Below are 20,452 nucleotides of genomic sequence, written 5' to 3'. Positions count from 1 at the left end.
CAAGAATATAAAAAGTAAAAATATTATTGGAGACAAGAATGAACATCGTGAAGAAAGTGGCGATCACAGTCTGTTCGGTGACCACGGCCATATTTTCACCTTTGACTTTAGCACTAGAGGGAGGCGTTTCATCTTATCCCGCCGGCGCGGCCGGCAATAACATTGCATCAATGCCTCCTGTATCAGGTCTTTTCGCGTTACAACAATTCAATTACGCATTCTCCAACGGACTTTATGGAAACGACGGCAAGAAGTTGCCGATCAGATTCCATTCTTCCAGTTTTTCGGCAACGACTCGCCTGCTGTTTGCCTATCCGGTGACGTTTCTAGGAGCAAATGTCTACTCCCAGTTGGTCTTGCCGGTCGTGTCACTTCACACAAACGTCGCTGGGAATAGGATGACACAGAACGGCTTATCTAACATTACCCTTTCGCCAGTAATCTTGAAATGGAACTGGTCATATCTTGCGATTTCTCCGGGGTTTGATTTCGTATTCGCAACGGGCTCCTACAGTGCTTCGAAACCAAGTGTCTCGGTAGGATACAGCTCAATCCAGCCAGTATTATCAATACGATACGACGTTCCCAACGGCTTTGATGTTGGTGTCTCGAATCATCTGATGTTCAACCAGAAAAACGGGGACACCGGCTACCGATCGGGAACCGCATATATCGGCGAGTTCCAAGCGGGTTGGCATTTCAATAAATGGGAGGTTGGGGTCGTTGGCGCATATCTAAACCAGTTTACCGATGATCGGATAAACGGTGTCATCGTTGCTGCCAACGGATATCGAACGCGTACCCTTGCCTTGGGCCCGTCGATTGTCTACGACGCGGGGGCCTTTAAAATCAATTTCAATTACCAGCAAGGTATTTATGCAGCCAATGCATCGAAAGGTAACAGCGCCTGGGTAAATCTGACAGTACCGTTACGGGTACTGACCGGGCGATGACCCTGTAGTATGCCCCAACCGTGACCCGATCGACCTCGTGCTAGGGACAGTTGGGCAGGCTGCGGTCCGATCCAAGAGGATGACTGGATTTGCTGCGGTTGGACTTTGCCGTTGCTGATAGCATGACGCGTCTCACCCGTCAGTTCGATGCAAAGCGGCGCTTGATCCGGATATGTTTATTCAACAATCCGAAAAACCTGCACAAGATTAGCCATTGAAGCAGACTGCGTGGCCATCGATTGCGCGGCAGCGGCAGCCTCCTCGACCAACGCAGCGTTTTGCTGCGTTGCGCCATCCATCTGCGCTATGGCCTCGTTGATTTGCTCGATGCCGTGAAGCTGTTTCTGAGACGCTGTCGTAATCTCGCCCATGATGTCGGCGACTTGTTGCACTGATCGGACGACAAGACTGATCGATGCGCCAGCGTGCGAGACCAACGTGGAACCGGCATCCACACGCCTCATGGACTCAATAATCAGTGATTTGATTTCCTTGGCGGCGTCCGCACTACGCGTGGCCAAGGTTCGTACTTCGCCGGCAACCACGGCGAATCCGCGTCCTTGTTCTCCTGCTCTTGCCGCTTCCACCGCCGCGTTTAGCGCGAGAATGTTCGTCTGGAAAGCGATACTCTCGATTACCGTGATGATTTCCGAGATCTTTTTTGAACTCTCCGCAATGCCCTCCATCGTGATGACCACCTCTTCCACAACCTGTCCTCCCTGCTTCGCCTGTTCCGATGCCGTATGCGCCAGCTTGTTTCCTTGTTCCGCGCCTTCCGTATTGTGCTTTACCGTTGCGGTGAGTTGATCCATGTTGGACGCAGTTTTCCCCAACGATGCTGCTTGTTGTTCGGTCCTTTGACTAAGGTCGGTGTTGCCTGAAGAAATCTCCGATGCGCCAGTTGCAATGCTTTCACTGGTATCACGCACTTTGTGTACGATATCGCGTAATGCACTATTCATTCTATTAAGGGACCGCATGAGCGTTGCCGTTTCATCGTGCCCAGTCACCGGAATCGCCGTAGTCAAATCACCTTGTGCAACGCGTTCAGCAACGGAACATGCGTCAGCAATCGGCCGGGTGATGGCACGAATGAGATACCACGCCATGATAAATGTCGCAGGGACACCAAACGCTAAAGCAATAAAAGTGTAGATGATCGTAGTCCGGTAAGCGTCATGCGCTTGGCGTGCGGATTCCGTTCCTCCCATGCGCTTGATGGCAATATCACGTTCAATTGCCTTGGACACTTGGGCGAAGACGTCCACTGACATTTGCCCAGCAATTTTCCTTGCTTCGCCAAATCGGGCTTCTCCTGCTTCCGCAGCAGCGATCATCGCCTTATTGACCTCCAGATATTTCACCCATTCGCGCTCTATATTATCCGCGACGGCCTTCTCTTCCCGTGAAGCGATCAGGGCAAGGTAACGTTGCCAGACAACGGCGTATTGCTCGACTTTTGCGGAAACCTTTTTTATCGCATCACGCTTACGCGCCGGGTCCTCCTCGAGAACCGAACGCAAACCAGCGCGTCGAACGTCATTTGCCGAGGCTGCCAGTTCACCCAGTATCTGAATACTCGGCAGCCATTTCTCGCTCATCGCCAACGCTGTGACATTCATAGTTTGCGTTTGTCGAAGCGATAACGCTGCCAAGGCACAAAGAATCAGGCAAGAAAACACATATCCGAGCAGCAATTTCGACGCCAGGGTACGAGTATTTAATAGGTGCATGTTTATCTCCAAACGACTTCTTTGGAAACTTAACGGACGAAAAGGAACTTGCTGAAGTGTTGTTGGCAAATTTTTTAAGAAATGGCTAGCGCGTTTTTCGCTTGCGTACGCCATTAATCAGCCAACTCACGCAAAGCAACGTGCCTTCGCCGAATGCCGTCGGTGCCCATTACGAGATGCGCATCCTCGATCGGAAGATTTATTATTTCTTGTAAACCCTTGGGCTTCTTAACCGCGTGACATTGCTTTTACAGATAACATCGTTGCGCCTTAGGGAACGAGGCACCGCGCCGATCGTTTCTTCGGTTGCTAGAGATCCAATACGAGCACTGGCGAACGAGCGCGCGAGCAGCATGGCAGGAAGTAGTCCCCAGCCGCTTTTTCTTCGTCGGTCAGGTAGCTGTCCCGGTGATCGGGCTGACCTTCCAAGACACGTGTCATGCACGTGCCACACACGCCCTGCTCACACGATGTCACCACGTCCACGCCTTGTCTCGCGAGTGACTCGACGACCGAGCATCCAGGAGGCACCTCTACCAACATGCCATTGCTCGCAATGCGCACGTGAAACGTGGTCTCTTCATGCGAATGCGCTTTGGCATCCGCCCCCGAGAAAAATTCTCGATGCAACCGATGATCAGCCCAGCCTTGTGATTGTGCTTCGGCCAGCACAGCCTCCATGAAGCCGCGCGGGCCGCAGACATAGAGATGCGTGTCTGGGGGGGCCGCCGCGATTACGGCGCCGACATCGAGAGCTTGTGGCGCGCCTGCATCGTCGAAATGATACTGTACTCGCTCGCGAAACGCGGCGGCTGTCAGCCGCTCTTTGAACGCCGTTAGCTCACGCGAACGCGTGCAGTAGTGCATGTCAAACGATGCGCCCTGGCTTGCAAGATATTCGGCCATGGCTAGGATCGGCGTCACGCCGATTCCCCCGGCGATCAACAGATGATGCCGGGCTGCCCCTGCCTCGACAGGAAAATGATTACGCGGCGCGCTAATCCGGATCAGATGGCCCTGTTGCACCTGATCATGCATCGTTACTGATCCGCCTCGACCGTTTGCATCGCGCAATACCGCGATTTCGTAGCGGTCGTTACATGCCGGATTACTACAAAGGGAGTACTGGCGAATAAGCCCATCCGGTAGGTGCACGTCGATGTGCGCGCCTGCGTCGAAGTTCGGCAGAGTCGTGCGATCCGGGCGTCGCAGCTCGAAACAGCAGATTCCGTGAGCCTCGTCCCATTTACGCACCACTTCGACCGTCAGCATAGTGTCATTCACGAAGCCTCCTTTGACGATACGATTGGCACCGGGGCGTGTCCGAATTGTTGAGACCTCTCCTCCGCCAGCAAACGGTCGATCACCTTGCGAGACAGTACGCCGCCGGCATCGATGTTGAGCTTCAGTAGCGCACGCTCTGGCCAGGCCAGAAGGTTCTGCTGCTGTCGCTCAAGTATTTCCAAATCTTCGGCAAAGATTTTTGCTTGTCCTTCGCGAATCTGCGCCGTCAGATCGACGTCGTCTGGCCGGAAGCTACGCGCCATGCCCCAAAAATACCAGATCGACGTTTCCGTTTCGGGTGTGATGAAATCGACAACGATGGACGACGCCTTGCGCTCCGTGGGCGCTTCGTAGCCGCCATGTCCCGCATGCGCAACACCCACCTCGATCATGACGTGACTCGGTGGCGTGAAGCGGCAGATCTGCCAGCGATCGACCGGCACGTCGTCGGCGAGGCCGTTGCCGCGTAGCGCCATTTGCCAGAAAGGCGGTGCCGCGATGTTACGCATGAAGCGGCTCGTCACCACTTCATCGCCGTGACTGGTGGTCTTCGGCGGTGCCTCGTCGATTTCCTTCTGGCCTATGCTGCCGGCATGCACATAGGTTTCGTGCGTCAAGTCCATCAGGTTGTCGATCATCAGCCGGTAGTCGCAGCCGATATGATATAGCCCACCGCCATATGCCCAGCCCGGGTCTGCCGCCCAGGGCAGTGAACACCGCTTCGTAGGATCTGCCCGCGAGGCCTCGCCTGGCCACACCCAGACAAAACCGTCTCGTTCGAGCGCCGCATAGCGCTTTACTGCCGGAAAGCCCGCGACCCGTTGCCCCGGCATTGACGCCACCTTGCCATCGCAGCCCATCTCCAGGCCATGATAGCCGCAGACTAGCTTGCCATCGCGGACGAATCCAAGCGACAGCGGCGCGCCGCGATGCGGACAGAAATCCTCAAGGACAACTACCTCGCCAGCCGCGTCACGGTAAAACACCATCTGCTCGCCGCAGATCCGCCGTCCCAGAGGCTTGCCATCGAGCTCGTCTGGTGTGCATGCGACGTACCACGCATTTTTAAGAAACATGGCTCTGCTCTCCTCCTGATATAGATGCGGTTCGATTCGAGCAATACGAACCGTACACAGCAATCGTCACATTCGGTACACTGAATGTGAATCAGTGTACTGAGTGCGGAGGTACTCGGCAACGCGAGTGGCATGCGGGTTTTCCCTAAAAACAATCGCGTTGCCGTACAAGCGGCTCAGCGAATAATTATCTGCTTACCTTGCCATGAATGAACGAAATGTTCGCAATGCGCCGCGTTCGCCGATGCAACTGTATGAAGAACCCGGTCATTTGATCCGGCGCGCAAATCAGATCGCCGTCGCGATGTTTTATGAAAAGCTCGGGCGCGACATCACGCCAGTACAGTACGCGGTACTGCGCATGCTGGCAGAGCATCCGGGACTTGATCAGGTGACGCTGGCACAGAAGACCGCCCTTGACACATCGACGACGGCTGATATAGCGGCGCGCCTTGAAAGCAAGGGGTGGATCGTCCGGCAAATATTGCCACGCCGTCAGCGCAGCCTTGCGCTGACGGCGAAAGGTGAGGCCTTGCTCGAACGCTTGACGCCGTTGCTGCACGATCTGCGCGACAACCTGTTTCAAGGCTTGCGCGAAGAAGAGGCCTTTGATCTGATGCGCTTGCTGACCAAGTTTGTTCATCTTAATAACGAGCAAAGCCGGGCGCCACTCAAGGCATAGTCTGGACGAAGCGCGGCTTTCTTTCGTCGACGTGGAGCGCAATGTTGCCGCCTAGGCGAGTTGAATCCGGCCAACGCTATCACTACTCCCCAAGCTGGTAAAACATCACATTGAAAAGCAGTGGATTCTATTTTTTTCGAAATAGCGTGAAATCGAAGAGCGCTTATGCCGAGCGGTCTAAATAGTGCCAAAATTACACGTTTCCCCTTACTGAAAATTCCATACTTTCGTTTAATCGTTTTAAGTAGGATGCGGGCGTGGCTTAATGACTGGCATGTGAAACGACCACTGTGGCAATTACGCAGATGTATAAAAAACGACATCCACCCAACGTATATCGAGAATTCTTGACAGTTACATTTAGGTCGTTGAAAGTTACATTAAGGCGTCCTCTTGCCATTCGACTACAGCAATCCCTTTACATCCTCTTTTTCTAACGTTCTGTTTTCACGAAGCATCCCACTTGTTTTCGCGGGTGGATTCGCTTAGTCGGCCGTTTTGGGAAGGCGAAAGCACATCGCCGTCCTTTTTCATGTTGCTTAGCGCCGTATTTACGGCTGCAATTCTTGTTCGAAGGAATAAATAATGAATAAGCGCTGCATTAATACGATGTTCGTGCTTCTTGGAGGCATTGCGTCCGTGGCTTACGCCGATGGGCCAGTCGAGGATTACGATCAGAGCAGTCCTGCCGTAGCACGCACGCTGTCACCTGGTGAATATCTGGTCAATGCAGACGGTGCTCAGGAAGATCCCGAACACCGGATGAGCGATGTGGCAAGAGCTTACCGGAATGGATTGATCGCGGGGCGGAAGGAAGCGGCGGCGAAACAACAGGCTGGTAGCGTACCGCCGCTTCCTCCTGATATGCAAAGCGTCGCCGTCAAGCCGCCGCTTGTCAGTCATCGCTATGTCTATGCTGAACGCCCAACGGCACCAACGGTGCCGGCTGAACAGGAGGTCGTACAGTACCAACAGCCGCAACAACGGTTGGCGCCAGCGCCAATGCAATATATCGCGCAACAGAACGTTTATACGCAGCAGCCGTCTTACGCGGAGCCGCAGGAGTATGCCGTCGAAAGCTACGCCCCTCCTCCGCCAGTATACGTTCAGCCTGAACCGCGCTACGTCGTAGTCCAACGTCCACCGCGACGTATGTGGGCGCCGCCGATGGGCTACTGGCAAGGCGGCGGGTATTATCCACCTGAGCCGATGGGGCGCCCATATGCCTACCAGCCTTACTGATTTGGCCTGGTGACCTTCGTATCATGGCGGTATTCGACGCCGCCGGGCAACGGCTGAGCGATCGGCGACATATCGACACCTAAAGTCCCGATCGGCTTTAAGTGGATAATGACGTGACTAGCGATGCCTTGCCTGCATTGAAACACGGATCGCCTTGTTCATGAAATGTCGGTATGCCGCGTACCAAACGGCACAGGCGGAACATCCCGGCGAAGCATGCGGGTGACAATTGCTTTCGGAAGCGCGAGCGATAGTCGAACAAGAAGTCCCATTTGCCATGGAAACATCGTGTCTGCACGTTGCCGGCGCATTGCCGCCAAGATATGATCGACCGCTTTGTCTTCGGACATCTCCAGCGGGGCCGGCATGCCATCCCCTATTGTTGCCTCTGTCGCGATAAACCCGGGATAGACGGAAACGAATTTGATTCCCAGATGTCCAAACTCGACGCGACAAGCATCGATCAATAAGCGAAGTGCGCCTTTTGCCGCGGAGTAAGGCCCTTGCAAGGGAACGCCAAGAAAACCGGCGAGCGAATTGGTTTGCACCACCATGCCCTTGGTTTGGTGGCGCATCTGCTGAAGCACGGGAAAAAGGTAGTTGACTGCAACGTCGTAATTTGAGCGCATGTAAGCATTGACTTGGTGCGCACGCATTGCGCGCATATCGATGGCTGGTGCGCCCCCCGCATTGAGTATCAATATATCGATCCTCCCATGTAACTGGAGGCAAGTATTCACAACGTGCTCTGCTGCGTGGGGACTTTCCGCATCGGCCGCATATGCTACGCAATGTCCTCCGATTCGCACAATGTCATCGGCGACTTTGTCCAGTCGGTCTTTGCGTCGCGCCGTAATAACCACACGCGCGCCTTCTGAGGCAAGCCTCAAAGCCAATATTCTTCCTATCCCCGACGACGCGCCTACAATCAGCACGACCTTTTCATCGAAATGCATTGCCCCTTCTCCAAGCCTCGAAAATACCTGCAACCAGACGACGCCGATAAGCGCATCTGAAATTGTTTGTCCGGCGGTTAGAAAAACGCGTTGTGTGGAACGCGATCTTCCGTGGTTGGCCCACCTACGAAATTACCCCTCTTTGAACTCGATATTCTCTGGAAGAAAAGTGCGGCAGTAGGACACCGCGATCAAAACACTTTCTTCCGCATATTCGTCAGTGATCGTGCGATGCTTTGTGTACGACAAGCTCCAGACTGCATCGACCAGGGTCAGCATCAGATGCCACTTCCGTTGCGCATTACGGATGACGGGCATGTGGAAGTATCGGTCATAGGCGGCTTCCATTTCCTCTGCTATCTGCTCATTGAACCCGGCTTCGGCGAGCACTAATTCCCGGGTCGCGTGCGTACCAAAAAATAGCTTTTGCATTGGAGGATTTGCGTTATATACCGCGGCCGCTCCGAGGAGGCGCTGACGCAGCAACGTCTGCCACCGACGATCCTCGGGTATTTCTAGATCGAGCGTTATTTCCCTGAAAGACTGATGATAACGCTCGGCCAGCGCAAGAAATACCGCCACGGGCGTAGGAAAAAAATGATACGCCGATGCTGGTGGCACGCCTGCTTTTTCAGCGATGTCATAGAGCCCGATGGCGTTGAGATCTTGCTCAAAGAGCAAGACATGCGCCGCATCAAGCAATGCGTTATAACGCGCAACGCTTCGCCCTTGTTGCGGTCGCTTTGGGGCATTCGCGTCTTTTTTTGTGCTGGTCGAAGTAGAACGCATTTGGTTGCGATGAATTGGTGGATGCCACGGCTTGAAAATCGCGCGAGATGGCGACGCGCAAAGTATGGCATAAGTTCCCGTAGAAACAAAATTACTCGATAAATATCATGTTTAAAAAAGACTAGGTTCCGCCCTGGCAGCGTAGGTTGTCTCTTTGGGTTCAGGGATGGTGTGCACGTTTGTTGCCCGGTGATTGCGCAGACGGTGTTTACTTATCCCATCGACCAGCATCGTATGTAATAGCGCGGCTGAATCCGATGCCCCTGAAAGGCGAGTCAGGCGTCGGCCATTCGGCAAAGGTGTTGTCCGACTCCGCACGGAACGTTCTCAAGTGGGGCGCCATCGCACCAAAGACGTCATCGCGGGATTCAAGATGGTGCAAGTGCGCGCGAAAGTGTCGCTTGGAAAGCCTGCCACACAAGCATCTCATATGGCACAGCATTTGCTTTTGTGTCAATAAACGATATTTATCGACTTTAAATTTTCAACACGCTACGCTACACGTGCTTGGATCGAATGGGAGTGGCGCTCATGAAGCACACCTGTAGTCGGAGGGAGAAGTGAGGTAGGTTTTCTGATTCGATAAGCACGCTCGTCAAATCAGTGCGTCACCGATCGTGCATGTGCTGTTTCTAGCGATCCACATAACGACACGGCTATTTATGTCTGAATAGAGGCGCAGCGGAAGAAAAGTTGTTTACGAGTCGTGCATAAACATGAAATTCTATTCTATGAGTAGCATTACTAATTTAATTTCGCTATTTAGAAGTACTTACCAATCGGCGCCCTACCGATTATTTCGCCGGTCACCTGCAGCATGTAGTCAACGAAAAAAATGGGTTCATACCTTGAAAAAATGAGCCGATCTACGTCTTTTTCTTTTGGGGATTTGATGGCACACATTGCCCATACGAAGCAATAAGGTTAAGAAAAGCGTCCTATATCTTCTGACTGGATCTTTACTTACGCTTAGCAAGTAATAAAAAATGCATATGTCATCTTTGGAATGACATGTGGAAAGTCTAGGAATGAAGGCGTCCCGGATCTTCATGTCCAGGCGTTTATCGTGTGCAAATGTCTCGTGGTGCAACAAGATCGATTGCAAAGATATTACTTTTAACCCTTTCATGGCCTAGTTCTTAATAGAACGAAAATACAGGTAAACTTCATGGACACACAATATATACGATTCGTACTACTTATTGTAATAATCCTGATCACAGGTACGAGTGCTTATGCGGATGATAACGTCGAGATAGCATCCTACTCAATTGATCGGAAAATCAGCCTTCTATCAGATATTCGCACACGAGGCACATCCGACTCCTTGAGTGGGCCGGGTGCACGGCTTGAAATTGACGTAGCTCACCAAAGCGGGTTGATCGCGCTTGCAGAGATCAATAATGTCAGCAAAAAAGTCATGACAGGGGGCGACGGGGTAGGCATGCTTTTCGCAATGGGGTGGCGTACTGGCAACCCGGAAAAATGGCACTTCGGGATTGGGCTTGCCGCAGAGGTATTTCCCGGCGCCCAATTTTCCGCGCCGCACTCAATTGATTTGGACACCGGGACGCCTGGCGACCAACGCACCACCAACTATAACACCGACTACGCGGTACTTGAGATTGGGTATGGCAACCTCCAAGGCCGAATCATCAACGTGATTTCGCGGACATACCGCGGAGCCGATACCGGTGGCGTGTGTGGTGCAATGCTCCAGTACTCGTTGGATCCGACAAAGGCGCTGGAATGCTATGCACGAGGCGATCACGGGTCACGCGGCACCTGGTTATTCGATCTCGACTACAAATATCCGATACGCAGCGATACCACGATCACCGTGCACGGTGGCTACCAGAAGGTTGCCAACTTTCCAGAGGCGGACAGCTTTGACTACAGCATCGGGGTTTCACATGTTCGTTGGGGAATTGAGTGGCAGGCAGCCTGGACCGGTGCGATCGTAAGAACGCGAGAGCTATATCTCGTGCAGGACGGCGATTCGACCAAACGCACTTATAGGCCAACACTTGTTGTTTCGGCAACGTATCGATTCTGAAATCGGGTTACGTGGCCTGCCGCCTTCCATCATCGCGTGGCAACTTGCCCACTAACCCGTTAAATATCGATTTGTTTTTTTGAATCGGCCACAATTCAGCACGACAGCACCAAAAAGGATGCTCGCATGTCAAACCAACGTCGCATTGCGCCAACTCCCGGGCAACTGATCTGCTCGTTACTCTTGGGGAGTATCGCTGTTCTTATCGTGGGGGTGCAGCCCATTCTTCTCGGTGCGCTCGTGGACGCCCACCGTCTCATGCTCGATGACGTCGGCGTAATGGCCATGGGAGAGATAATTACCTTGGGGATTGGCGCTACGATAGGAGGTGTTCTGCCTCTACGACATTTTCGCTTTATCGCTATTCTCTCCGCGATGCTTTGCGCGGTTGCCGATGTCGCGACGCCATTGGCCACAAGCGCGATGGGATTAATTGGGGCCCGCGCGCTTGCGGGGTTGGCCGAAGGAATCCTTCTCTGGACGAGCACTTGCATCATTGTTCGTACTACCGCACCGTCTCGCATTGCCGGCGTTTTCATGGTTGTCCAGACACTTGCCCAAGCTGGCGTCGCCATGCTGCTGGCAAATTTTGCCCTCCCACGGGCAGGCTGGGCCGGTGGCTTTTATTCATTGGCCATTTTGTCAACATTTGCTGCCTTTCTGGCGCTGTCCCAGCCTGCCGGCCTCGAACCGCTGCGGCGAACTGGCAACGATGCCGCACGTCGAAGCTGGACGCTCGGTAATGCATTCCCGCTGGCGGTGGTTTTCCTCGAACAGGCGACCATAGGCGCACTGTGGGCCTACTTCGATCCTTTGGGCCAAGCCATTGGACTCAATGCCCAGGCTAGCCAGACGATGGTCTCACTGGTACTGGTCGCGCAGCTATTTGGTGGCGGACTAGGAGCGCTTGCGGTCAACCGCATAAGCCCATTACCTGGTTTGACGTTGAGTTGCATGCTGCTTACGGGCGTTGCACTCGGGATACAGGCACTCGGCTATGGCGAGTCGACGCGATTCATGCTTCTAGCGATGCTTTTAGGTTTTGTCTGGGTATTTTCATTTCCTTTCCAGATTGAGCTTTGCTTTAAAGCGGATCCTACGGGAAATGTTGCCACCATGGTTCCGGCCGCGCAATTGTTAGGCAGTGCGTTTGGGCCGTTGATAGCGTCCTTCGTAATCGTCGGCGACGACGCACGGCCTGCCACGCAAATCAGCCTGATTTTTGGCGTACTTGCAATCACCTTGCTTTTGACCGGCTGGCGCCTCACTACCCGAGCCTGGCGGCGAAGCGCTTAGACGCAGACCTTCCCTTTAGACAAGACCGGGGAACATCATCGGCCCCAAAACAGGGCAAATCGCACCGATCAAGTGCGGCCGCACCAAAAAATCTTTTTTAAACATACAAATGCCTCGATCTGGGCGTCTCTTTAGCCCTATTTGACGAAGGTCGCGCCGCTTTTGTTCCAAAAATGCCAGGCACAGATAATGCTAAGCAATCTAAAACCGATAAATATCGGTTTTAGATTGCTCGCTACGTAGCGAAACTTTATTACGAACATATCAGGTGAAGCTTATGAATTGGTCCCAAAAGCAAGATCTCGATCTACGCGAGCGTGCACAAGCAGTGATTCCCGGGGGCATGTATGGCCACATGCATACGGCGCTGCTGCCCAAAGAATATCCGCAGTACATCCGCCAGGGCAAAGGGTGTCATATCTGGGATTATGACGGGCATGAGTATATCGATTACATGTGCGGTTACGGTCCGAACCTGCTCGGCTACGGTCATGCAACAGTAGAGTCGGCCGTCCAGGCACAACTTGTGGAGGGAGATGTGCTCACCGGACCAAGCGCCGTGATGATCGAGGCGGCGGAGACGTTTGTTTCAATGATCTCTCATGCTGCATGGGCGATGTTCTGTAAGAATGGCACCGATGCCACCACCATGGCGATGGTCATGGCGCGTGCACATACAGGACGAGAGATTATTCTCGCCGCCCGCGACGCTTATCACGGCGCTGCGCCGTGGTGTGTGCCGCCATTGTTCAGTACTGGCACCCTCCCACAGGATCGCGCCAGTATCGTGTACTACGATTATAACGATCCGGAAAGCCTGACTGACGCCTTCAAAGCGCACGACGGCAAGATTGCCGCGGTTTTCGCCGCGCCATTCCGTCATGACACGTTTCGTGATCAGGAAGAGCCGGACGCCGAATATGCGAAAGCCGCCCGCCGTCTGTGTGATGAAAACGGCGCGCTACTTGTCATCGACGATGTACGGGCTGGATTCCGGCTGGCCCGCGACTGCAGCTGGTCAACTGTGGGCGTAGAGCCGGACCTGAGCTGTTGGGGAAAATGCATCGCCAATGGTCACCCCATTTCCGCTGTTCTAGGGCGGGAGCATGTACGCGCTGCCGCGTCACGAATATTCGTGACGGGCTCTTTCTGGTTCGCCGCTGCACCGATGGCCGCGGCGGTGGCCACGCTCAAAATCATTCGCGACACCGATTACTTGGAACGGATCATCGCGGCCGGACAAGCGTTGCGAACCGGCCTCCATGAACAAGCTCTGTCACATGGATTTATTCTCAAGCAGACAGGCCCCGTGCAAATGCCTCAGATCCTATTCGAGGACGATGCCGATTTTAGCAAAGGGTATGCGTGGGTAACGGAATGCATCAAACGTGGCGTCTATTTGCATCCTTATCACAACATGTTTTTATCAACTGCCCATACGCCACAGGACATCACCAAGACGCTCGCGTCGACCGACGAGGCATTTGAAGTGTTGGCGAAGATGCAGCATCTCGACGCAATTCCTCCAGCCTATCCGCTAGCGCCCCTATTCGAGAAATACATGGCAAGCCTTACCGCCGAGTAACAGTCCATGAGACATGGTCGGCCACGTTAGTTGGCGGTCGACTGCAGCCGACGAGTATTGCGTCTGTACGTGTGTGACTCGTCGGTCTCTCGACCACGTTTGGTCGCGAATACCGTAGATGCGCTTGTCGATAAGAAAATCACGAGAATAAAACGGAACTAAAATATGTCTGACTATCCTCAGCGCGTTGCCGTCACCGGTGGTAGTGGATTTATTGCTTGTCACCTTATCCAGCAACTTTTATCGCGCGGATTTCACGTCAATACCACTGTTCGAAATCTATTTAGTACTGGAAAAGTCAAACCACTTCAGATCCTGCAACAACGCTATCCAGGAATGCTTAAGTTGTTCGAATCGGACCTGCTGAAACATGGATCGTTCGATGCTGCATTAAAAGATTGTGCCGTGCTACACCATGTCGCGTCACCGTTTCTATTACCAGAAAAAATCACCGATGGCCAAAGGCAGTTGATTGACCCGGCTTTGCTCGGTACCCGCAACGTTCTTCAAACCGTCAACCGCACTACCAGCATCCGTCGCGTCGTTCTCACGTCCACTATTGGTGCAATTTTTGGTGATTACATCGACGTGATGAAAATGACGAACCAAACTTTATCGGAGAAATACTTCAACACGTCCAGCTCCGTAGAAAATAATCCGTACCACTACTCGAAAGTGCTTGCCGAACAAGAGGCGTGGAAAATTCATGGCGCGCAAAGCCATTGGTCCATGGTTGTCATCAATCCAGGCATGGTCCTTGGCCCCTCGCTTACACCAAACTCGGAGTCCGGCAGCCTTTTCCTTCTTGACGAAATGCTAAGGGGATATTTCTTTTATGGCGTTCCAGATCTCAGTCTTGGTAGCGTGGACGTCCGAGAAGTTGCGGCGGCCCACATCAATGCGGCGACCAATGAAAATGCCAGTGGTCGATATATATTGGCTGAGAAAAAAATGATTTCACTTCTCGAGATTGCACACATCCTCCGGGAGACCCACCACCGTCCCATCGTCCTGCCACGCAACCAGATTCCTCATGTATTGGTCAAGCTTATAGGCCCTTTCTTTGGCTTGAGCCAGCAGTACATTCGCAATCATGTCGGCATTCGATTCGCCATCGACAACACGCGTAGCATCCGCGACTTGGGTATTGTCTATCGTCCCATCGAGGAAACGTTGACCGACCATTACTACAGTTGGCGAACGCAGCGTATGTCTTCGAGTAACTAAGCGACGTCAACGTCGTCCTATTTTAACGAGCCTTGAGGTCTTGCAAATGATGCGATCAATGGTCTTTTTGATGTGTTCCCTGGCAGCGCTCCAATCGGCGGTTGCAGCCACGGCTTCCGACGTCACGGGTCTTTGGCGTTCCGCCGATGGACAAGCAATCATCGAGTTCAAAGCATGCCCTGATGCACCGTCCGCAATATGTGGAACCCTTGTATGGGAGACCACTGCGGATAAAGCCGATACGTCGTGCGGCGTGCATATCGCCAAACTCAAGTCATTTGACGGCGAGGCATGGCGTGATGGTTGGGTATACGATCCACGCAACAATAAGTACTACAAGGGCGTTGTTCGAACGAATGAAAAAGGCTTACTTATACGGGCCTATATTGGTACGGAAATGCTTGGCGAGACTGAACAGTTGACGCGAGAGGCATCCCTTCCAACAGCACCGGTCTGCAAAAAATAGATCTTCAAAAAAAGTGCTTTCGCCATCCCGGTGATCGCCCAGGAATATCTTTATTAACACGGAATAGACATGACGACCAATACCATCATCACCGAGACCATTGCGAAAGTGAAAGCGGCACTCACAGTGAAAACCGCACCATCGAAGAGTATCAGAATCGATATCAAGGAAATTGGAACGATCTTTGCAAGTGCCGAAAAGGTAGTCGAACAAGATCTGAGTGCAGACACGACACTTACCATTTCAGCTCAGCACTTGCGTGAACTGGCATCGAAACAACTCAATCCGCACATGGCTTTCCTGCAAGGCAAAATCAAGATTAAAGGCGACCCTGCCTACGCCCTGCAATGGCTCCCTATTCTTCAATGGAACGGCGATTGAACATATCGATCTATAAGTACGATAAAGACAATGTTGGTACCTGCTGCCCAGGAAATTGGGGTAGGAGGCCAGCAATATGGCGTCGCACTTTCTGCGAGCCTGACGATAGGCCGAAATCGATGAACGGGGAGCCTTCCGATAACAGTCGCCTGGAAAATCATGTAGTTCACGTTATTGACGAATTTCACTTGCGACGCCTTGCAAGCGTGTGAACGCGTCGAACCGCCGCAGGTGTTGTTCGGCAATATCCCCAGTGGACGGTTCATAATGCCTTTTAACTTTCGCCATCTGACGCATTGCCGAACGTAGATCGCCAAATTGTCCCGCCGCGACCGCCCCCAACATGGCTGCTCCTAGCAGCACCGGCTCATCGGCTTGCGTGGCCAATACCGGCTTTCCCGTGGCATCCGCCAGTAACTGGCGAACCAAATCAAGCCGGCCAGCACCACCACTGATGATGATTCGGTCCACCGGTGCACCGGCCGAAGCTTGTACGTCCATGATTTGGCGCAAGCCGTATCCAATGCTGCAAATTCCAGCAATGTAAAGTGCAATCAGGCTATCCAGATCCCGGTCCATACCTAGGCCGGCAATCACCGCTCTTGCGTGAGGCTCCGCCATTGGTGCCCGATTTCCCAAAAACTCCGGAACGATATGCAAATCCTTCGCCAACGATACCGTTTCAGATAATCCGCCCGCTGACTCGACCGCAAGCCGCGCCAGCATGCTCATCACGGTGACACCGTCCTTTTCCGCCTGATGCCGTGCCTCAATGTTCGCAGGATGCATCAATAGAAGTTGTTCGATCGCGGCGCCGGCAACGGATTGCCCGCCCTCATTCAGCCAGGTATCTGGCACCATCGCTGAAAAATACGGTCCCCACACACCTGGCACGAAAACCGGCTGCACAGTGGTGGTCATCGTGCAGGATGATGTGCCAAAGACGTAGGCGAGACAAGACTCCGGATCGCCGTCGGCTCCCACCGTACCAATTCCCCCTGCATGCGCGTCTATCGCGCCCGCAGCCACGAATGTGCCGACAGGCAGGCCGAGTGCCTCAGCGGCGTTTTCGGTAAGGCCGTTGCCAAGCGCGGTACCCGGCGCAACCACCTGCTGACCGATGCGCATGAAATCTTCGTCGGCCAAAATGCCAAGTCCGATTGAGCGAAAATAACTTTCATCCCACTTTTTTTCATGCGCTAGATACGTCCATTTGCATGTGACGGTGCAGGTAGAACGAGCGAGACTTCCGCTGGCACGCCAGGTCAGATAATCCGTGAGATCAAAGAACTGCCACGCCGCCGCGAATACGCTTGGCTTATTCTCAAGCAGCCAAAGCAGCTTGGGGGTTTCCATTTCCGGAGAGATCTTGCCGCCGACAAATTTCAATACGTCGTGACCGGTCGCGTTGATCCGTTCCGCTTGATCCACGGCGCGATGGTCCATCCAGACAATAATATCCCGGTTGATATCACCGGATGTGCCCACCGGCATCGACTGTCCTTCGGGCCCTATCACAACAAGAGAACACGTGGCGTCGAAGCTGATTCCCACGATCGCTTCGGGAGCCACCCGAGCACTGGACAATGCGTCTTTCACAGTCCAGCAGACCGCATTCCAAATTTCCGAACTGGATTGTTCTACAACCGATCCACTTGCCTGGTGCAGGGTAATGTCGTGTTTTGAAAGGGCGATCATTCGCCCCTCAAGATCGAATATCGCGGCGCGGGCACTCCCCGTACCGACATCGACCCCTATGACGTATCGTGTACTCTCGGTCACGGCGGTTGTTGGATGTGTTGGCACCATGATTTCAGAGATCGACGTTATTGGGCAGGATGACGAGATCGCGGATAGTAACGTTGCGAGGTCGGGTCAGCATGAAAAGCACCGCGTCAGCCACTTCCCTGGCCTGCATCAAGCTACCCGAGGCCAATGCCTCGTCCATTTTTTCTTTTGGCCAATCGTCGAGTAATGCGGTGACCACCGGTCCAGGAGCGACGGCCCCAACCCGCACGCCATGCTTCGACAACTGTCGCCGAAGCGTATGAACGAACGCCTGCACGGCGAATTTGGAAGCGGTGTAGACAGGCTCCCACACGACAGGTACGATTCCGGCGATTGAACTGGTAAAGATAATATCGCCCGATTTCTGCGCAACCATATGTGGCAAAACCGCGTGTACAGACCGAAACGCGGCGTTGACATTCAGGTTCAAAACGAGATCCCACTGGTCCGGATTGCCTGTCATCACGTCACCGCCGACATACGCGCCGGCGTTCGCGTGGAAAATATCCAGGCCACCCGCAAGCGCAAGAATGTTCGGCAACAAATTAGATACGGCCTTCGGATTTAACAGGTCAACGACCAACGGTACAGCGCCTGATCCAAGGTCGGCGCAAAGCTGTTTCAGCTTATCCTCTGCCCGATCAATCATCACCACGGTAGCCCCGGCAACCAGAAACGTGCGCGCACATTCCAGACCGATTCCCGATGCCGCACCGGTAATGGCAACGACCTTTCCCTTTAGCGATTCACTCATCTTTAGATTCCGTCGAGCAATGGATTAGGACCGACCGTGAGAAACACGGGATCGCCTGGCAAGCGAATCGACGATCACGGCGATGGCGAGCACGGCACCCGTAATCATGAAGCGTAGAGAAGAAGAGAGATTCAATAAGGTTAGGCCACTAGCGATAGATTGAATGACGATGATCCCGAGAACCGCCGAGTATGCGCTACCTCGTCCGCCGAAAAGACTGGTTCCGCCAATGACTGCCGCCGCGATGGCGTTCAGGTTGACATCCCCGCTTCCTGCCTGCTGACTCGCGGATGCGAGGCGCGCGGCCGTCAGTACCCCGCCAAGCGCAGCTAAACTGGCGCATAGCACAAAAGCACTCGTATAGATCGCACGGACATTGATGCCGGCACGTCGTGCTGCTTCATGGTTACCCCCTACCGCGTTTATCGATCGTCCCCAGCGCGTTCTGGTCAATGCGTATTGCATGATGACGGACAAACCGAGAAACAGACCAAACATCAACGGTATGCCACGACCTCTGTTCAAATAAAGTACGAATACTTCGAGCAATACCGTTATTGCCAGGCTGCGCACGATCAGCGCGTTCACCGAAGGCGCTGAAAGATGCATCGTGCGTCGGCGTCTTCCGTTCTGGATGCCTATCGTCAATATCACGGCGCCGGGTACTAACGCCAGTAAATGCGATATGGGCGCCGGGATGACAATCAACTGTCCCAGACTCACGAGGGCCGAGTCATAGGGCAGATTGATGGATCCGCTGGTCCCCAGTACGTAGAGTTGTAGTCCCAAGAGCGCCAGCAAGCCCGATAGCGTCGCGACGAAACTCGGCATGCCCAGCCGATTGAACAGCACCGCGTAAAGTGCACCTACAATGGCGCCAACGGCCACAGCGGTGGCGATTGCGAGCAAGACGGGCCAACCTTGGTTGACCCAGAGTACGCCGACCAATGCCGATGCAAAGCCGCTGATGGAACCTACTGAAAGATCGATCTGCCCGACCATCAGTACGCAGACAATCCCCAGGGAGATGACCCCTACGGTAGAACAGTCAAACAACAGATTGACCAGATTGTCTGCCGATAAGAAGACTGGATTGAGAGCAGTGAATACAGACCAGATAATGATCAGTCCCACCACTACCGGCAACGAACCCAGGTCCCCAGATCTCACACGACCAAGGAAAGCGAGCACGGTGCTCTTGATACCACTGGCGTGCTTTACGCGGACATCACTACGATCGAGGAGTGGTGGGGGTGTAATGTGATTTTCATTGCTCATGGTCATCCCTTTGCCGTAGCGCTCTGTTCGGCTTGTTCCGGCGCGGCTTGACGTCGACCCGCACGACGCGACACGGCATTTTCGGTGGCGCCTGTAATAGCCGCCACCAACTCTTGATTTGATGAGTCTGGATAAAAGACGCCGTTGTTGCGCCCAAGCCGCAGCACCACGATACGGTCCGCCACCGCGCGGACGTCTTCCATGTTATGGCTGATCATAATCACGGCATGTCCACGATCACGCACCCGTTCGATCAGATTCAGCACTTCAGCAGTCTGAGCCACCCCCAAGGCAGCGGTCGGCTCGTCAAGCATGATCAGCTTCGGGTCCAGCAGTAGTGAACGAGCGATGGCAACGGTTTGCCGCTGGCCGCCCGATAGTGATGCAACAACATCTCGTACGCTAGGGATACGCGCAGATAACTCATTGAGCAGGGTCCAGGCGCGTACTTCCATCGCGACTTCGTCAAGCCGAAGCGCATTCAGCTCTCGCCCTAAATAGATATTCGCAACCACATCAAGGTTTTCACATAATGCCAAATCTTGAAACACCGTTGCGATTCCCAAATCAAGCGCAGCTCCTGGCGTGGATAACGTTATCTCTTTTCCCCCGAAACGAATCGTACCGGAGGTTGGCTGATGAACACCCGCGAGAATTTTGACCAACGTGGATTTACCCGCGCCATTGTCGCCGACCAATGCCACTACTTCACCAGCGTGGACGTCCAGGTCGATATCGGTAAGTGCGGATACTGCTCCAAAATTTTTTGAAACGCCACGCAAGCTCAGTACAGGCTGCGTGGTGCCTAATGGATTTAACGTATCAGTCATAGGACGGAATCTCATTGTGCGGAAGGTGCAGCCGAATATAGGCGGCTGTCTTCCGCGTTCCTGTAGGCGATGCGCC

18 protein-coding genes are annotated in these 20,452 nt (G+C 53.6%); 9 read left to right on the top strand and 9 right to left on the bottom strand.

Annotated features, from left to right (window positions below; all coding sequences use genetic code 11):
* Positions 1 to 38: 38 nt before the first annotated feature.
* A complete protein-coding gene (locus SJQ66_RS08240) occupies positions 39 to 953 on the top strand; it encodes a SphA family protein (protein ID WP_024903125.1) in 915 nt (304 codons plus the stop codon).
* A gap of 176 nt (positions 954 to 1,129) precedes the next feature.
* On the opposite strand, the gene SJQ66_RS08235 is transcribed toward SJQ66_RS08240, so the two are convergent.
* The 3 genes from SJQ66_RS08235 to SJQ66_RS08225 all read right to left on the bottom strand — a co-directional run bounded on the left by SJQ66_RS08235 (position 1,130) and on the right by SJQ66_RS08225 (position 5,046).
* A complete protein-coding gene (locus tag SJQ66_RS08235) occupies positions 1,130 to 2,800 on the bottom strand; it encodes a methyl-accepting chemotaxis protein (RefSeq protein WP_081764888.1) in 1,671 nt (556 codons plus the stop codon).
* Between the two features lie 195 nt (positions 2,801 to 2,995).
* Positions 2,996 to 3,970, bottom strand: coding sequence for a PDR/VanB family oxidoreductase (locus SJQ66_RS08230; RefSeq protein WP_253463802.1), 975 nt, complete (start codon positions 3,968 to 3,970; stop codon positions 2,996 to 2,998).
* The gene (locus SJQ66_RS08225; protein WP_320533933.1) at positions 3,967 to 5,046 is read right to left on the bottom strand and encodes a Rieske 2Fe-2S domain-containing protein; all 1,080 of its coding nucleotides are present in this window, start codon (positions 5,044 to 5,046) and stop codon (positions 3,967 to 3,969) included. Before SJQ66_RS08225 ends, SJQ66_RS08230 begins: the two co-directional genes overlap by 4 nt.
* A gap of 205 nt (positions 5,047 to 5,251) precedes the next feature.
* Here SJQ66_RS08225 and SJQ66_RS08220 point away from each other — a divergent pair, with 205 nt between their 5' ends.
* Together SJQ66_RS08220 and SJQ66_RS08215 are read left to right on the top strand one after the other, a co-directional pair.
* Complete coding sequence (locus SJQ66_RS08220; protein WP_024903128.1) at positions 5,252 to 5,728, top strand: MarR family winged helix-turn-helix transcriptional regulator; 477 nt, start codon at positions 5,252 to 5,254, stop codon at positions 5,726 to 5,728.
* Positions 5,729 to 6,313: 585 nt separating this feature from the next.
* On the top strand, positions 6,314 to 6,970 hold the full coding sequence (locus SJQ66_RS08215) for a hypothetical protein (RefSeq protein WP_320533932.1): 657 nt from the start codon (positions 6,314 to 6,316) through the stop codon (positions 6,968 to 6,970).
* A 158-nt stretch (positions 6,971 to 7,128) separates the two neighbouring features.
* Here the strand turns inward: SJQ66_RS08215 and SJQ66_RS08210 are convergent, their stop codons facing one another.
* Both SJQ66_RS08210 and SJQ66_RS08205 read right to left on the bottom strand, forming a co-directional pair.
* On the bottom strand, positions 7,129 to 7,926 hold the full coding sequence (locus tag SJQ66_RS08210; RefSeq protein ID WP_320533931.1) for an SDR family NAD(P)-dependent oxidoreductase: 798 nt from the start codon (positions 7,924 to 7,926) through the stop codon (positions 7,129 to 7,131).
* Positions 7,927 to 8,058: 132 nt separating this feature from the next.
* On the bottom strand, positions 8,059 to 8,628 hold the full coding sequence (locus tag SJQ66_RS08205) for a TetR/AcrR family transcriptional regulator (RefSeq protein WP_320533930.1): 570 nt from the start codon (positions 8,626 to 8,628) through the stop codon (positions 8,059 to 8,061).
* A 1,255-nt stretch (positions 8,629 to 9,883) separates the two neighbouring features.
* On the opposite strand from SJQ66_RS08205, the gene SJQ66_RS08200 reads away from it, so the two are divergent.
* The 6 genes from SJQ66_RS08200 to SJQ66_RS08175 all read left to right on the top strand — a co-directional run bounded on the left by SJQ66_RS08200 (position 9,884) and on the right by SJQ66_RS08175 (position 15,726).
* Positions 9,884 to 10,771: a TorF family putative porin gene (locus SJQ66_RS08200; RefSeq protein WP_253463798.1), complete on the top strand. Its 888-nt coding sequence runs from the start codon at positions 9,884 to 9,886 to the stop codon at positions 10,769 to 10,771.
* A 126-nt stretch (positions 10,772 to 10,897) separates the two neighbouring features.
* Complete coding sequence (locus SJQ66_RS08195; RefSeq protein ID WP_320533929.1) at positions 10,898 to 12,067, top strand: MFS transporter; 1,170 nt, start codon at positions 10,898 to 10,900, stop codon at positions 12,065 to 12,067.
* Between the two features lie 277 nt (positions 12,068 to 12,344).
* Positions 12,345 to 13,652, top strand: a complete 1,308-nt coding sequence (locus tag SJQ66_RS08190; protein ID WP_320533928.1) for an aminotransferase class III-fold pyridoxal phosphate-dependent enzyme — start codon at positions 12,345 to 12,347, stop codon at positions 13,650 to 13,652.
* 165 nt (positions 13,653 to 13,817) lie between these two features.
* The gene (locus SJQ66_RS08185) at positions 13,818 to 14,879 is read left to right on the top strand and encodes an NAD-dependent epimerase/dehydratase family protein (RefSeq protein WP_320533927.1); all 1,062 of its coding nucleotides are present in this window, start codon (positions 13,818 to 13,820) and stop codon (positions 14,877 to 14,879) included.
* A 70-nt stretch (positions 14,880 to 14,949) separates the two neighbouring features.
* Complete coding sequence (locus tag SJQ66_RS08180) at positions 14,950 to 15,345, top strand: DUF2147 domain-containing protein (RefSeq protein WP_253463794.1); 396 nt, start codon at positions 14,950 to 14,952, stop codon at positions 15,343 to 15,345.
* 69 nt (positions 15,346 to 15,414) lie between these two features.
* Entirely contained in the window at positions 15,415 to 15,726 is a 312-nt protein-coding gene (locus SJQ66_RS08175) for an SCP2 sterol-binding domain-containing protein (protein ID WP_024903137.1), read from the top strand.
* Between the two features lie 171 nt (positions 15,727 to 15,897).
* Here SJQ66_RS08175 and SJQ66_RS08170 read toward each other — a convergent pair whose 3' ends face one another.
* Genes SJQ66_RS08170 through SJQ66_RS08155 form a run of 4 tightly spaced genes read right to left on the bottom strand, consistent with a single transcriptional unit; the run spans position 15,898 to position 20,376 of the window.
* Positions 15,898 to 17,535, bottom strand: coding sequence for an FGGY-family carbohydrate kinase (locus SJQ66_RS08170; protein ID WP_320533926.1), 1,638 nt, complete (start codon positions 17,533 to 17,535; stop codon positions 15,898 to 15,900).
* A 4-nt stretch (positions 17,536 to 17,539) separates the two neighbouring features.
* A complete protein-coding gene (locus SJQ66_RS08165; RefSeq protein ID WP_024903139.1) occupies positions 17,540 to 18,268 on the bottom strand; it encodes an SDR family oxidoreductase in 729 nt (242 codons plus the stop codon).
* 24 nt (positions 18,269 to 18,292) lie between these two features.
* A complete protein-coding gene (locus SJQ66_RS08160; RefSeq protein WP_096335555.1) occupies positions 18,293 to 19,546 on the bottom strand; it encodes a sugar ABC transporter permease in 1,254 nt (417 codons plus the stop codon).
* 2 nt (positions 19,547 to 19,548) lie between these two features.
* Positions 19,549 to 20,376 carry an ATP-binding cassette domain-containing protein gene (locus SJQ66_RS08155; RefSeq protein WP_024903141.1) on the bottom strand — a complete coding sequence of 276 codons (828 nt, stop codon included), beginning with the start codon at positions 20,374 to 20,376 and terminating at the stop codon, positions 19,549 to 19,551.
* Positions 20,377 to 20,452: the final 76 nt, after the last annotated feature.

The sequence above is a fragment of the Robbsia andropogonis genome (assembly GCF_034047095.1).
GTDB classification, from domain to species: Bacteria; Pseudomonadota; Gammaproteobacteria; order Burkholderiales; family Burkholderiaceae; genus Robbsia; species Robbsia andropogonis.
Note: the sequence above shows the minus strand (reverse complement) of the source record. Positions and strands in the feature narration are given on the sequence as shown.